The 13,553-nt window shown below is 66.8% G+C and carries 12 protein-coding genes; 5 read left to right on the top strand and 7 right to left on the bottom strand.

Annotated elements, in window-relative coordinates:
• Positions 1-4: 4 nt before the first annotated feature.
• The 4 genes from AB0L58_RS11465 to AB0L58_RS11450 form a co-directional block, all read right to left on the bottom strand.
• A complete protein-coding gene (locus AB0L58_RS11465) occupies positions 5-520 on the bottom strand; it encodes a MarR family winged helix-turn-helix transcriptional regulator (protein ID WP_364384946.1) in 516 nt (171 codons plus the stop codon).
• 106 nt (positions 521-626) lie between these two features.
• Entirely contained in the window at positions 627-1,706 is a 1,080-nt protein-coding gene (locus AB0L58_RS11460) for an alkene reductase (protein WP_364384943.1), read from the bottom strand.
• A 326-nt stretch (positions 1,707-2,032) separates the two neighbouring features.
• Positions 2,033-2,461, bottom strand: coding sequence for a pyridoxamine 5'-phosphate oxidase family protein (locus tag AB0L58_RS11455; RefSeq protein WP_364384940.1), 429 nt, complete (start codon positions 2,459-2,461; stop codon positions 2,033-2,035).
• A gap of 44 nt (positions 2,462-2,505) precedes the next feature.
• Complete coding sequence (locus AB0L58_RS11450; protein WP_364384937.1) at positions 2,506-3,099, bottom strand: TetR family transcriptional regulator; 594 nt, start codon at positions 3,097-3,099, stop codon at positions 2,506-2,508.
• Positions 3,100-3,190: 91 nt separating this feature from the next.
• On the opposite strand from AB0L58_RS11450, the gene AB0L58_RS11445 reads away from it, so the two are divergent.
• The 3 genes from AB0L58_RS11445 (at position 3,191) to AB0L58_RS11435 (ending at position 6,278) form a co-directional block, all read left to right on the top strand.
• On the top strand, positions 3,191-3,625 hold the full coding sequence (locus AB0L58_RS11445; RefSeq protein WP_364384934.1) for a nitroreductase family deazaflavin-dependent oxidoreductase: 435 nt from the start codon (positions 3,191-3,193) through the stop codon (positions 3,623-3,625).
• Positions 3,626-3,723: 98 nt separating this feature from the next.
• Positions 3,724-5,586 carry a translation elongation factor 4 gene (gene lepA / locus AB0L58_RS11440; protein WP_364384931.1) on the top strand — a complete coding sequence of 621 codons (1,863 nt, stop codon included), beginning with the start codon at positions 3,724-3,726 and terminating at the stop codon, positions 5,584-5,586.
• Positions 5,587-5,693: 107 nt separating this feature from the next.
• Positions 5,694-6,278, top strand: a complete 585-nt coding sequence (locus AB0L58_RS11435; RefSeq protein ID WP_364384929.1) for a Uma2 family endonuclease — start codon at positions 5,694-5,696, stop codon at positions 6,276-6,278.
• 2 nt (positions 6,279-6,280) lie between these two features.
• Here AB0L58_RS11435 and AB0L58_RS11430 read toward each other — a convergent pair whose 3' ends face one another.
• From AB0L58_RS11430 to AB0L58_RS11420, 3 genes are read right to left on the bottom strand one after another with little or no spacing between them, the layout of a single operon-like run.
• Positions 6,281-7,777: a HAMP domain-containing sensor histidine kinase gene (locus AB0L58_RS11430; RefSeq protein ID WP_364385630.1), complete on the bottom strand. Its 1,497-nt coding sequence runs from the start codon at positions 7,775-7,777 to the stop codon at positions 6,281-6,283.
• Between the two features lie 17 nt (positions 7,778-7,794).
• Positions 7,795-8,490, bottom strand: a complete 696-nt coding sequence (locus AB0L58_RS11425; protein ID WP_364384926.1) for a response regulator transcription factor — start codon at positions 8,488-8,490, stop codon at positions 7,795-7,797.
• 20 nt (positions 8,491-8,510) lie between these two features.
• The gene (locus AB0L58_RS11420; protein WP_364384923.1) at positions 8,511-8,906 is read right to left on the bottom strand and encodes a hypothetical protein; all 396 of its coding nucleotides are present in this window, start codon (positions 8,904-8,906) and stop codon (positions 8,511-8,513) included.
• A gap of 417 nt (positions 8,907-9,323) precedes the next feature.
• Here AB0L58_RS11420 and AB0L58_RS11415 point away from each other — a divergent pair, with 417 nt between their 5' ends.
• Together AB0L58_RS11415 and AB0L58_RS11410 are read left to right on the top strand one after the other, a co-directional pair.
• Complete coding sequence (locus tag AB0L58_RS11415) at positions 9,324-11,546, top strand: hypothetical protein (protein ID WP_364384917.1); 2,223 nt, start codon at positions 9,324-9,326, stop codon at positions 11,544-11,546.
• Positions 11,547-11,631: 85 nt separating this feature from the next.
• Complete coding sequence (locus AB0L58_RS11410) at positions 11,632-13,431, top strand: hypothetical protein (protein ID WP_364384915.1); 1,800 nt, start codon at positions 11,632-11,634, stop codon at positions 13,429-13,431.
• Positions 13,432-13,553 lie beyond the last annotated feature (122 nt).

Below are 13,553 nucleotides of genomic sequence, written 5' to 3'. Positions count from 1 at the left end.
TATCTCATGCGGTCGGTCTGGTGGCTCGGGCGAGGCTGCCCTCGATCTGATCGAGGACTTCCAGTGCGGCGCTTTGCTGTTCGGGCGTCAGGCCCGCGGTGACGCTGTTTTCGAGTTCGGCCCATATGTCTTCGACCTCGCGGCGCAGTGCCTGGCTGGCGGGGGTCGGCTCGATAATGGTGGCGCGTTTGTCGGTGTCGCAGGCCCGGCGGCGGACGAAGCCGGCGTGTTCGAGGCGCTGGATGGTGCGGGTCATGGTGGCGGCGTCGGAGCCGAGCATGCGCACCAGGTCGGTCTGACGTTGGGGGCCGCGGTCCCACAGCTGCATCATGACCAGTTCCTGGCCGGGGTGCAGGCCGACGCGACGCAGTAGTTGACCGGCCAGCAGCCGGTGCAGGCGGGCGACGCGAACGATGGCATGGTTGAGCGAGCCTGCCTGCACCGAGGGCGGCAGTGGCACGTCCGCCGTCGCCGCGGCGTCCTCGGTCGGTGTCGGGGCCTGATTCTTCGATGGACTCATCGGTCTCCCCGCAGTCGCTGTTCGAACAGGTGGGAGCCTATCGCGGGCGCTGGCCTGTCTTTCTGTGTGCCGATGCCCGGCACCCGCGGCGGCGGTCGGTCCGTCCCTATGCGGCGAGGGTGGGGTAATCGAGGTATCCCCGCTCATCACCGCCGTAGAAAGTGGTCCGGTCGGGGGTGTTGAACGGTCCGCCGGCGGCCAGACGGGCCGGCAGGTCCGGGTTGGCCAGGAACAGTGCGCCGAACGAAATCATGTCGGCGGTCCCATCCTCGACCAGGGACAACTCGTCGAGACCCGTTACGGCGTCGGGCGTGGCCGGGTTGAGGATGAACGTACCGCCGAACCGCTTGCGCAGGTCCAGGGTGAGATCCCGGTCCGCCCCGTGGCCCATCTCCATGACGTGCAGGTAGGCCAGGCCGAGCGGCTCGAGTGCGTCTACCAGTGCACGGTAGGTGTCGCGGTAGTCGTCCTCGACGATGTCGTTGAGGACGTTCGCGGGGGACAGGCGCAGCCCGACGCGGTTGGCGCCGATGGCCGCGACGACGGCCCGCGTCACCGCGAGTGGGAACCGGATCCGGCCCTCGACCGAGCCACCCCAGCCGTCGGTGCGCTGATTGGCGTTGGTGGACAGGAACTGGTGCAGCAGATAGCCATTGGCGCCGTGCAGTTCGACCCCGTCGAAGCCGGCCTCGACGGCGTTGCGGGCGGCCAGCGCGAAATCGGCGATCGTCTCCGTGATGCCGGCCTCGGTCAGCTCTTCGGGGGTGACGAAGTCCTGCAGACCCTCGGGGGTGAACGTCTGCCCGGTGGCGGCGACGGCCGACGGTCCGACCAGTGCGAGTCCGCCGGGCAGCATGCTCGGGTGCCCGATCCGGCCGGTGTGCATCAGCTGCGCGAAGATCGTCCCGCCCGCGTTGTGCACGGCGTCGGTGACCTGACGCCAGGCGGCGACCTGCTCGGCAGAGTGCAGGCCGGGGGTGAACGGGTAGCCCTGGCCGACCGCCGAAGGCTGGGTGCCTTCGGTGACGATCAGTCCGGCGCCGGCGCGCTGGGCGTAGTAGGTCGCCATATCGGCGGTCGGGGTCGCACCCGGTCCATAGGCGCGGCTGCGGGTCATCGGTGCCATCACGATGCGGTTCCGCAGCGCTGTGCCCGCGAGGTCGATCGGATCGAAGGCCGTGGTCATAGGTGTCTCCTGAGGTGTTGTCGGACGCTGTCCGGACCGGCGGTGTTGTCGGCCGGGGTGTGCATCACGCGGTGCCGCTGTCTTCGAGTTCGAGCGACTGCGTGTTGCATAGATGTCTGAACAACTAATTCGCTAGGAGTATTCCTTACCTCTGAAAAAGTGCAGCTGGGCTGGCGAAATTGACTAGTGACCTGCACCTTGTGTGCTGCATTAGAGCTATCTTATTGTTTGAACAAGAAATTCGACGCCAGTCGACTGGGGCCCACTCGTCGCGGCGATCAACGCGTCTGCCGGCCCCCGCACGGCCCGCTGCTGCGGCCTGGGGCTCACTGCTCGTCCGAGGTGCGCTTGCGCGGGGCGGTCGGCGTGAACGGATCGGCATCGATACCCCACGAGTTCACCCAGTTCGGGATCAGCTCGATCCAGCGCGGGCCGAAGCCGGGGCCGAGGGTCTCACCGCCCGACTCGTGGATGCGCACCTCGCCCTTGATGGTGATACCCCGCGGCGTCCAAGTCGGTTCGGTGACGAGGTCGTCGACGACGAACGCCGCCTTCGGGTTCGCGCGCAGGTGGCGGAGGTAGAGCCGCTCCTGGCCCCGGTAGGCGTGCCCGCCGATCTTGATGACGCCACGCTCCGCGTCGAGGTGGAATCCGGTCGGGATGACGTGCGGAAGGCTCGCTTTACCGGCCGTCGCCAACCGTCCCAGAGCTTGCTGCTCCAGGTACTGCTGCTCCTTCTCGGTGAACAGTCCCATGGTGGTGCTTCCTTTCCTGGTTCAGCCACCGCGCATGCGGCGGCTCACTTTCCGTCGGAATCCGACTCGGTCGGCGCGATCAGTTCGCGCAGCAGTGGCGTCGTCAGACGCACGATGTCGTCGATGTCGGCGGCGTGCAGATCGGGCATGCGCAACAGATGCCGCTGACTGGCAATGCCCATGAGCATGGCCTGGACCAGGGCGGCGCGCAGCCGTGCATCCGGGGCGTCGATGGTCGCGGCGAGCTTGTCCACGGCCTGCTCGGTGATGTGGGCGCGCAGGATCTCGGCGGCGTCGTCGCTGGTCAGGCTCGCGCGCAATAACACGACCATCGGACCGTCGGGCTGGGCTGCCCAGCTTTCGAGAATCCCGCGCACGTGGTTCGACGCGGTGCGGGTCGGGTCGCTGGACAGGATCCGATCGAAGGGGATGTCCCAGTGCACGGCCTCGCGGAACAACTGCAGCTTGCTGCCGAAGTATTGAATTACCGAGGACTTGTCGACCTCGGCCGCGGTGGCGATGCCGCGGATCGTCGCTCGCTCGAATCCGACGGTGGCGAATACCCGCCTGGCCGCGGCCAGGATGCGCGCGCGAGTGCGCTCCCCCTTGGTCGATGGCGGATCCGGCTGTCTCGGCATCTCGTTCGGGCTCTCCCTAAAAAGTAGACAAGCGTTGAGATATTGTGAGTGTAGCTCACCGCGCCACATTGATTCGACGAAGGAGACAGTGATGCACAAACTGCGTTCGAACCCGGTGACCAGGCTGATGAACCGGTTCATGAGTGCCCGCGCTCGCCGCGGCGGGGGCCGGGCCATGGGAATGAATCTGCTGGTCCTGCACACCATCGGCCGTAAGAGCGGTCAGCCGAGGCAGTCGCCGGTCGGCTGGTTTCCCGATAGCGACGACAATGCCTGGCTGATTTCGGCGTCGGCCGCCGGGGCGGATGCCAACCCGGACTGGTACCACAACCTGATGACCCATCCCGATCAGGCCGCCATCGAGCTGGCCGACCGTGGCACGGTGGCTGTCGACGTCGAGGAACTCACCGGTGCCGATCGGGACGCGGCCTGGCAGCGGATTCTGTCGGTGGCGCCGCGGTTCGGCAGCTACGAGAAGAAGACCGACCGGATTATTCCGGTGATTCGGCTGACGGCTCGTCGATAACGCACGTCGAATGTGACGAACCCGCGGCGGCGCCGAGGGACCGCTGGACTCGCGGGTAGGGCGCGCATGGGACGATAGACGGCAGTTTGCCGATACCCATGAGGAGTGGAGTGCCCGCCAGCTTCGCCGACACGACGTTCACCGATCCCGCCCGGATCCGGAACTTCTGCATCATCGCGCACATCGACCACGGCAAGTCGACGCTGGCCGACCGCATGCTGCAGCTCACCGGTGTGGTCGAGGAGCGGGCGATGCGCGCCCAGTACCTGGACCGGATGGATATCGAACGGGAACGCGGCATCACCATCAAGGCCCAGAATGTGCGGCTGCCCTGGCAGGTCGACGGCACCGACTATGTGCTGCATCTGATCGATACGCCAGGCCACGTCGACTTCACCTACGAGGTGTCGCGTGCGCTCGAGGCGTGCGAGGGTGCGGTGCTGCTGGTCGATGCGGCGCAGGGCATCGAGGCGCAGACACTGGCGAATCTGTACCTGGCGCTGGACAAGGATCTGACGATCATTCCGGTGCTGAACAAGATCGACCTGCCCGCCGCCGATCCGGACCGCTACGCCGCCGAGATCGCCCATATCGTCGGCTGCGAACCCGATGACGTGCTGCGGGTCTCGGGGAAGACCGGCGTCGGTGTCGCCGAGCTGCTGAACGAGGTCATCAAGCAGGTGCCACCGCCGGTCGGTGATCCGGACGCGCCGGCGCGCGCCATGATCTTCGACTCGGTCTACGACACCTATCGCGGCGTGGTCACCTACGTCCGCGTGGTGGACGGCAAGATCGTTCCGCGCGAAAAGATCAAGATGATGTCCACCGGTGCGACCCACGAGTTGCTCGAGGTCGGCATCGTCTCTCCGGAGCCCAAGCCCACCCAGGGCCTCGGCGTCGGCGAGGTCGGTTATCTGATCACCGGCGTGAAGGATGTGCGCCAGTCGAAGGTCGGCGATACCGTGACCTCCGCGCGCGGCGGTGCGAGCGAACCGCTCACCGGCTATCGCGAGCCGCGCCCGATGGTGTACTCGGGCTTGTACCCGGTCGACGGCTCGGACTACCCGGACCTGCGCGACGCGCTCGACAAGCTGCAGCTCAACGATGCCGCACTGACCTACGAGCCGGAGACCTCGGTAGCGCTCGGCTTCGGTTTCCGCTGCGGCTTCCTCGGCCTGCTGCACATGGAGATCACCCGTGAGCGCCTGCAGCGCGAATTCGACCTGGACCTGATCTCGACCGCGCCGAACGTGGTCTACAAGGTAGAGATGGAGGACGGCGCCGAGCACGTCGTCACCAATCCGTCGTACTGGCCCGAGGGCAAGGTCCGGCATGTGTACGAGCCGGTGGTCAAGTGCACCATCATCTCGCCCAGCGAATTCATCGGCTCGATCATGGAGTTGTGCCAGGCCAGGCGCGGCGAACTGGGCGGCATGGACTATCTGTCCGAGACCCGGGTCGAACTGCGCTACACGATGCCGATGGCCGAGATCATCTTCGACTTCTTCGATTCGCTGAAGTCGCGCACCCGCGGTTATGCCAGCCTCGACTACGAGGAGTCGGGTGTCCAGGAATCGGCACTGGTCAAGGTGGATATTCTGCTGCAGGGCGAGGCCGTGGACGCGTTCAGCGCGATCGTGCACCGCGACGCCGCCCAGGCCTACGGCCACAAGATGACCACCAAACTGCGCGAGCTCATTCCGCGCCAGCAGTTCGAGGTGCCGATCCAGGCCGCCATCGGCTCGAAAATCATTGCCCGCGAGAACATCCGCGCCATCCGCAAGGACGTGCTCGCCAAGTGCTACGGCGGTGACATCAGCCGCAAGCGCAAGCTGCTGGAGAAGCAGAAGGAGGGCAAGAAGCGCATGAAGACCATCGGCCGCGTGGACGTCCCCCAGGAAGCCTTCGTAGCCGCGTTGTCCTCCGATGCCGCCGCCGATAAGCCGAAGGGGCAGAAGTAGGCGTCCGGCACTCGGCATAGGTCAGAAAACTGCGAGATAATGCCTCATAGGTGACGACTATGAGGCAGGATTCGTTGTCGGGTCGGCAGAAACCGGGGAGGTGGGCGGTGACAGCAGTGCATGAGGATCCAATCCTCACGTCCGAGTTCGAGGCAATCGCCCGTGCGGTCGAACGCGAGACCGAGGGTGTGCGTGTCGAACTGATCGGCGGACGACTGGGGGTCAAACCTGTGCCCGATGCTGAGCACAACCGGATTCTGCACTGGTTGCTTCTCGCCCTTATGCCGCTGAGCCCTCGGTTGTTTCTACATATTGCCGGGCAGGGCTTGGAGGTAGGCGCCTACCGCAAGGGGCGCGCACGACCAGACGCCGTATTGGCACCGATCGACGCGTTCTTGGGACAAGGAGAGTGGGGGTCCGCGCACGCGGCGCTGATGGCCGTTGAGGTCACGTCGTGGGACTCGGATACCAACCAACGCGACCGTGTGGACAAGCCAGCGACCTTCGCGGAGACCGGCATTCCGATCTATCTGCTCATCGACCGGGATTCAGCTGAGGTCGTGGTGTTCAGCAAGCCGGACAACGGCCAATACCTGGACGTGCACCGACATGCGATCGGCCTCGAGGTGACACTGCCGGAACCGGTGGGGGTCACACTCGATACCGCGCCGCTGCGGGAGTGGATTCGCTGAGTTCACGAAGAGGGTGCGGCGATTCGCACGCGCAGGCGGGCGCCGCCGAGCGGGCTTTGGTCGAGTTCGGCTGTGCCGGAGTGTAGTTCGGCTTGTTGGCGAATGAGGGCGAGGCCCAGGCCGGAGCCAGGGGAGCCATGGCGTTTGACGAAGCGGTCGAAGGCGGTGGCGCGCAAGGTTTCCGGGATGCCGATGCCGTCGTCGTCGATGATGATCTCGACTCCGGCGGTGGTGTCGGCGACCTTGTGGCGGAGGGTATTCGGATCGACCCGGCGCGGATCAGCGTACTGAGCCACGACTTTCGGATCAGCAGGGTTCGTCTCGGCGGGGCTGATCCCGGTGGTGCTCGGATTGTCAGGGTCGGGGCCAGCCGTATCGAGGTCGGCGGGGTTCGGACCAGCCTGGCTTGGATCGACGGGGTGCGTGTCGGCGGTGTTCGGATCGCAGCATCGGACGGCAATCGTGATGGTGCGGGCGTGGCCGTGCTGCACTGCGTTGGCGACTGCGTTGGTGACGATCAGCATGATGCCGCCCGGTAGGCCGGTCAGCGTGGTCGGGGTGCATTCGGTGAGGTCGATGCGGACCTCCGGGTGTCGGCGACGGGCGTCTTGTACTGCGCGGTCGAGGATTTCGCAGAGTTCGAAGGGTTCGAAGGCGTCGGATTCGGTGAGTTCGCCGACGGCGAGTTGTTCCAGATCGGTCAGGGTGTTCTCGATCTGGCGCTCGGCGAGCAGGACATCGGCGAGTACCGCGCGCTGCTGTTCGGCGGGTAATTCCTTGGTGGCCAAGACTTCCAGATCGGTGCGCATCGCGGTGAGTGGTGTGCGCAGCTCATGTGCGCAGACCGCGGCGAAGTCCCTGGCGCTGGCGAGTGCGCGATTGGTGGCGCCGTGCGCTGCCTCTAGTCGCGCGAGCATGCGGGTGATGGCATCGGAGAGTTCTTCCGCCTCACGAGCTCCGCGACCGCTCAGCGGAGGGAGTTGCTCGAGGGTATCGATGCCGTGCGTCGCGGTGGCGAGTCTGCGCAATGGCCGCGCGACGTATCCGGCCAAGAACCAGCCGAGCAGCGCGGCGAGCAGCACGCCCACGATGCCGATCGCGATGCCGATCAGCTGGCTGCGCCGGATGGCCGAATCAACCAGTCCGCGATCGGGATCGAGCCGCACCACCAGACCGGGCGCACCCGCCACGGTGGTGCGGACATCACCGGGGCCGACGAACACCGGCCCGGATACCGCGGGTCCCGGCAGCGGCGGCAGCGCGGGAAGCGGTCGCAGTGGCGGAATCTCCCCGTGCGGTGCCGCATCGAACCGTTGCACAACCGCGACGCCCATCGTCGACACCGTCTCGTCGAACTGTCGAGACCCGGTGGCATCGAGCAGGGCGGTATAAGCGATGCCGAGCGTGACCGCCACCAGCGCTGCGACAATGCCCGATACCAGCGCCACCCTGGCACGCAACGACAACGACACCTTCGGCGTCCGCACTCGGCTCCGCATGCCGATGCCCCCCTCGCTCACGCTTCCTCCCGCAGTACGAAACCCACGCCGCGGACGGTGTGGATCACCCGGGCCGCGCCGTGGGCTTCCAACTTGCGCCGCAGATAGGAGACGAACACATCCACCACATTGGTGTCGGTGTTGAAGTCGTATCCCCAGACCGCGGAAAGGACCTGCTCGCGGCTGAGCACGATGCCGATGTTCTCGGCCAGCAGTGCGAGCACCTCGAATTCCCGTTTGGTCAGCTCCACCTGCTGTCCGCTCGCGTACACCCGATATCCGGCCCGATCGATGCGCACCTGTCCCACTTGGCGTTGGTCATCGCCGGACGGCCGGATCAGTGTGGGCCGACGGCGCAGCAAGGCGTGCAGGCGGGCGACGAGTTCGCCGAGGTCGAAAGGTTTGGTCAGGTAATCGTCGGCGCCGCGCTCCAGGGCCGCGATGCGATCGCTGACCGCGGTGCGGGCACTCAGCACGCAGATCGGAATGTCGTTGCCCATCGCGCGCAATGCTGTAACCACGCCTGCCCCATCGAGATTCGGCATATTCACATCGAGCACCATGGCGTCCGGATCGGCGCTGCGGACCATCGACAGCGCTTCGGCACCGTCCCCGGCGGTGACCACCTCGAAGTCCGAGAGTTCGAGCCCGCGCCGCAGCGACGCGAGAACTCGAACCTCGTCGTCCACAACCAGGATGCGTTGTCCGGCCATGGGGCCACGATAGAGCCCGGTCAGCTGCCGCTACTGCCGGTCGGTGCCGCAGGTGCGGGTCGGATCTGCACGACGCCGGGCCCGTCCGGCCGGATAGGTCCGCCGGGCCGGGCAGGCGCCCCGTTGACCGGTCCGGACGGATCGATATCCGGGCAGTCCGGCATCGCTACGTCCGGCGGCAGCGGCGCCGTCTGCACTCCGGGCGCCGGACCCCGTCTGCGCTCCTGGATCACCACGCGTGGTTCGCCTGGACCCGTCAACACACACGTCACCCGCAGGTCCCCGTCGCCCGGCGCCGGCAGCGGCGGTTGGGCCGAGGCGGCGCCCGCGACCAGCGCCGCCGCGGTAGCGGCGAATGCGGTACCGGTGACAGCAGTGACAATGCGGGCTCGGCCGCGTCCGAGGGGTGCGGACATGATGCGATCTCCTTCGCGTTGGTACCGGGTTGTCCCGGCGAGACCGACGCTAGGGAGCCGAACTTCACCATCTCTTGAGCAATCATTAGAAATCTCTTGCGGCGCATCGAACTTCGGGCTGTACGAGTGGCCACCGACGAGTTAGTCTCGTCGTCACGGTTTCGGGCCGCCGCGTGGCGCGGGCTCGAAGCGCTCGAGCAGGTCCGATGGCGACACCTGCCGCTGGTTTCGGGACGCCCGTAGAAACGGGGCTTCCGTTATGGTTTCTGCGATGGCAAGGTTGTGTTGCTTGTCACAGTCGTATTCTTTGCGGACCCGCAGAATGTGACAGTTGGGTTTTCCGGAATATCGTTAGGTGATCTTCACTCGGTCTGCCCGGCGTGGTGAGGATGCTGGAAACCTGAGAGTGGAGCTTGCATGACGAGTGACCTGCCCTTCGACAGCGATGGCACCGGAACTGACGGCAGTGCGGGCGACACCGCCTATCGCGTTGCCACCGGCGTCGCGCGGGTGGCAAGGGCGGGCGCGTATGTCACCGGCGGCGCGCTGGTCGCCAGCAATGGCGGCACCGCCCCCGTTCATCCGGGCGCACAACGGCTCGACAGCTGGACTTCGGCCTACACCCGCGACCCCGATGCGGACGCGCCGAGTCCGGTGGTCACGTTCCCGGATCCGGACCCGAGTTCGACACCGCCCGCACCACTGCATTCGTCGACGCCGACCCCGCGCGATGTCAGCGTCAACGCGCCGTTCACCATCCCGAATGTGCCCAATTCCGGTGTGTACATCGGACCTGCGCCGCAGCAGCATTCGCCACAGCCGTGGCAGAACACCGGGTACGGCAACAGCTATCAGCCCGGACTCGGTCTCGGAACCGAGGGCGAACGGTCCGGACTCGACCTGCACAGCGAGGCACCGCAGTCCGGTCTCGATCTCGGCACCGGGCACGTACCCGGCGGCTTCGGTAACCTGCCTGGATTCGACTTCGGTCAGGGCGGCCACGGTTTCAGCCTCCCGAACCCGAACAGCTTTCTCGCGCCGGGTTCGAATCCCTTCGCCCTGCCTCGTGTTCCGACGTCGGGGACGGCCGAGGACATCAGCGAGTCGGTGAGCGGCGATGCCGAAAGTCCCGACGACGGCGACGCGGTCGCGAGCCACGTACCGTTCTACGGCGGCAACATGTTTCACAGCGGCGCGACCGGAGGCGGCGGTGAGCTGTTCCACGGTGGCGACGCATTCCACGGGGCCGATTTGTTCCACGGTGTCGGCAATCCGGATGCCGTCGGCGTATTCGTGGATGCGGGAGCCAGCTTCAACCTGCATACCGAACTCGAAGTGGACTTCAGCGCCGGTCCGCACGGGGTCTATCTGGCCACGCAGTCCAAGGTCGAGGTCGAGGGTGCGCTGAAGTTCGAGGTCGGTGTGGGTCGGGTCGGCGACAATATCGACAGGTTCTCCGATTGGCTCGGCCAAACCCCCGGCACCACCGGACGTTCCGGCCTCGACGGTTCCGGCACGCAAGGTGCGGTCAACCCGGTCGGCACCCAGTCCGTGGGTGCGTCCGTCCCCCAGTATTCGGCCGTGCAGCCCGTCGCGGTGCAACCCGTGCAGCCGTTCGCGGCGCCGCTGCCCGCTCCGATCGCACCGGCCGTCGCACCCGCACCGGTGGCCGCCGCGGTCGTCGCGCCCGCGGCTGTCGCCGCGCCGGTCGCGGCCACCCCGCTGCAGACCACGATTCAGCCGGATGTGGCGAGCACTCCGGTCGCCAATGTCCTTGTCGCGCCGTCGGGTCCGTCGCCGCTGACCGCACCCGCCGCGGCGGTGCCCGCCTTGTTCGAGCCGCGGCCGGTGCCGGCGAAACATCCGGTCGTGGTCGACGATTCGCATTCGACCAACACACCGCCGACCAGCACCCCGACCACCGTCACCAAGACGGTGCCGGTCCCGGTCGTCCCCGGCGACAACTCCACCGGGCATCCGCCCAAGACGCCCGATACGGGCAGCACCAAACCGGGCACCACCACGCTGCCGGGCACGGATGTCACCGGGACGACGAAGATCCCGACCGCGACCCACGCGCCGACCACGCACGCCCCCACCACGAACGCGCCGACCCACACCGCGACGCCGACGACACCGGACGACGATGATGTGACGATCCCGAGCACCGGCAACGGTGGTGGAACCGGTACGGGTCACGGTGGCGGAACCACTCCGAGCACGGTCAACGGCGGCAACTCGACCCCGCACACCACCTATCCGACGGCCGACGATCCGACCGTGGATGTGCCGACCGTCGAGCCGACCGTATCGCTGCCGACGGTCACCCATTCCGCGCCGACGGTCGCGCCGACCGTGGATGTCGATATCCCGACCGTGAATTCTCCGGCCCCGATCCCGACTCAGCAGCCCCATGTGCCCGCGCCCACGATGCCCGCACCGGTGGCCCCGATGAAGCCGCCGGCCCATCCGATTGCCGCCGAACTCGGCGATCCAGCCGATTTCGGGCACCCGGTATACGAGCCCGATCACACGGCGCTGCCCCTGATGGCCGCCGGGCTGTCCACCCCGCTGCTGCCCGATCCGGGTATGGACGACGGCCACCACGTGGTGGCGGGCCTGGATATCACCCTGATCTAGGAGTCGCACAGGGGTCGCGCGCACACGTCGCGCTGGCGCATGTCATCGTCGAACGCGATATCCGTACGACAGTTAGGAGGAGCGGTTGTCAGCCGCAGCCGGGCTGGAGCCCGCCACGGTGAAACATCCGGAGGCGATGGAGCCGGTCATCGGAATCCTCGATCAACTGCAGGAGATGACCCGCTCCGCGGGCCGGCAAGACCTGGGTGGCCGATTGAGCATGGTCCGGGCCAGGGTCGGTGATACCCGACTGCGCCTCGTGGTCGTCGGTGCCGCGAAGAACGGTATGAGCACCCTGGTCAACGGTCTGATCGGGGCACGGGTCAGCGCCACCGAGAGTGCGCTGAGTGTGCCGGTGATCGCGGAGTACGGACCGGAACCGACCGCCGTGCTGGTGAAATCGTTGGGTGCGGGCCGGATCGAACGCCAGCCCGTCGATCCGCTCGACCCCGGGCCCGCGCTGGCCGCCGACGGAGTGATCCGCGCCGAATTCACCGAGCCGAGCCCGCTGCTCGCCGAGGGACTGGTGCTGATGGACGCACCCGGCGGCGACGGCGACGATCACACCACCTGGTCGATGATCGCCGCCGCGGATGCCGTGCTCTACGTCGGTGACGCGGGAACCGAGTTCAGCCCGGAGCAGATCGCCTACCTCGAGCGCATCCAGCAGATCTGTCCGACGGTCATCTGCGCGCTGAACAAGATCGATCTGCACCCACACTGGCAGCACACCCAGCAGCGCAATCGCGAGCTATTGGATGCGGCGGGCCTCAGCTTCGCGGTGGCGCCCGTCTCCGCGCTGCTGCATCTGCAGGCGAACAATTACCAGCGCGATATCGAATCCGGTGTGCCCCAACTGGTCGACCACCTGCGCGACTATGTGCTGGCGCGGGCCGACAGCCTGGTGCTGGAAGCCGCGGCCAATGACATCCGACTGGTCGTCGACCATCTCGCGGTGACTCTGCGGACCGAGGCCGGGGCGCTGCGCGATCCGCGCCGCCGGGTGGAGATCACCGAACAACTGGTCGCCGCCCGCGATCAGGCAGATCAGCTGCGGCAGCGCTCGGCCAACTGGCAGGTCACCCTCGGTGACGGCAGCACCGAGCTGATGGCCGATATCGAACACGATCTGCGGCACCGGCTACGCAGTCTGGTGCGCGATGCCGAGGCCGAGATAGCCAATACCGATCCGGCTCGCCGCTGGCAGGATTTCGGCGCGGATCTGGACGCGCGCATCTGCGAGGCCGTCGAAGAGAATTTCGTGGTGGCGCACTATCGGGCGGTGGAACTGTCCGAACAGGTGGCTGCTAAATTCCCCGCCGATCACCGCACCCCGCCGCTGCCGGACCTACGCCTGGAAAATCCCGGTGAAGTGCTCGACCAGGTCGCGCCGCTGGATCCGCTGAACAGTGGGAAAGCGGGTCTGCTCGGGCAATTCCTTACCGTCATGCGCGGGTCCTACGGTGGTCTGCTGATGGTCGGTGTGCTCACAAGTCTGCTGAAGATGCCACTGGTGAACTGGTATTCGGCCGCCGCCGCACTATTGCTCGGCGCCAATGCGCTGTGGGACGACCGCAAGGCGCGCAAGCAGCGCCGTCAGGCCGAGGCCAAGGTTTCCGTGGCCAGACTGATGGACGATGTGATCTTCCAGGTCGGTAAGGAATCGCGAAATCGGTTGCGCGCCATGCAGCGCACGCTGCGCGATCACTTCACCGATATCGCCACCGATGTGCTCCGCGCCGCCGACGAACGGCTGCGCATCGCGGAGGTGGCCTATGGGAAATACGGCGATCACCGTGAGGAACGTATCGCCGATCTGGATGTGCAACTCGGCAGGTTGCGCGGGCTGCGCGCCGAGGCCGACGGGATCAGCGCGGCTGTATAGGCCGGGTGCAGTGCTGTCGCGTGGGCGGGGTGCAGTGCTGTCGCGTGGGCGGGGTGCAGTGCTGTCGCGTGGGCGGGGTGCAGTGCTGTCGCGTGGGCGGGGTGCAGTGCTGTCGCGTGGGC

The organism is Nocardia sp. NPDC052112, assembly GCF_040680135.1.
In the GTDB taxonomy this organism is placed as follows: Bacteria; Actinomycetota; Actinomycetes; order Mycobacteriales; family Mycobacteriaceae; genus Nocardia.
Note: the sequence above shows the minus strand (reverse complement) of the source record. Positions and strands in the feature narration are given on the sequence as shown.

Bases quoted from the DNA above. Each gene is read 5' to 3' on its own strand.
- AB0L58_RS11465 (WP_364384946.1), bottom strand. From the start codon at position 520: ATGAGTCCATCGAAGAATCAGGCCCCGACACCGACCGAGGACGCCGCG.
- AB0L58_RS11460 (WP_364384943.1), bottom strand. From the start codon at position 1,706: ATGACCACGGCCTTCGATCCGATCGACCTCGCGGGCACAGCGCTGCGG.
- AB0L58_RS11455 (WP_364384940.1), bottom strand. From the start codon at position 2,461: ATGGGACTGTTCACCGAGAAGGAGCAGCAGTACCTGGAGCAGCAAGCT.
- AB0L58_RS11450 (WP_364384937.1), bottom strand. From the start codon at position 3,099: ATGCCGAGACAGCCGGATCCGCCATCGACCAAGGGGGAGCGCACTCGC.
- AB0L58_RS11445 (WP_364384934.1), top strand. From the start codon at position 3,191: ATGCACAAACTGCGTTCGAACCCGGTGACCAGGCTGATGAACCGGTTC.
- lepA (WP_364384931.1), top strand. From the start codon at position 3,724: ATGAGGAGTGGAGTGCCCGCCAGCTTCGCCGACACGACGTTCACCGAT.
- AB0L58_RS11430 (WP_364385630.1), bottom strand. From the start codon at position 7,777: ATGCGGAGCCGAGTGCGGACGCCGAAGGTGTCGTTGTCGTTGCGTGCC.
- AB0L58_RS11425 (WP_364384926.1), bottom strand. From the start codon at position 8,490: ATGGCCGGACAACGCATCCTGGTTGTGGACGACGAGGTTCGAGTTCTC.
- AB0L58_RS11420 (WP_364384923.1), bottom strand. From the start codon at position 8,906: ATGTCCGCACCCCTCGGACGCGGCCGAGCCCGCATTGTCACTGCTGTC.
- AB0L58_RS11415 (WP_364384917.1), top strand. From the start codon at position 9,324: ATGACGAGTGACCTGCCCTTCGACAGCGATGGCACCGGAACTGACGGC.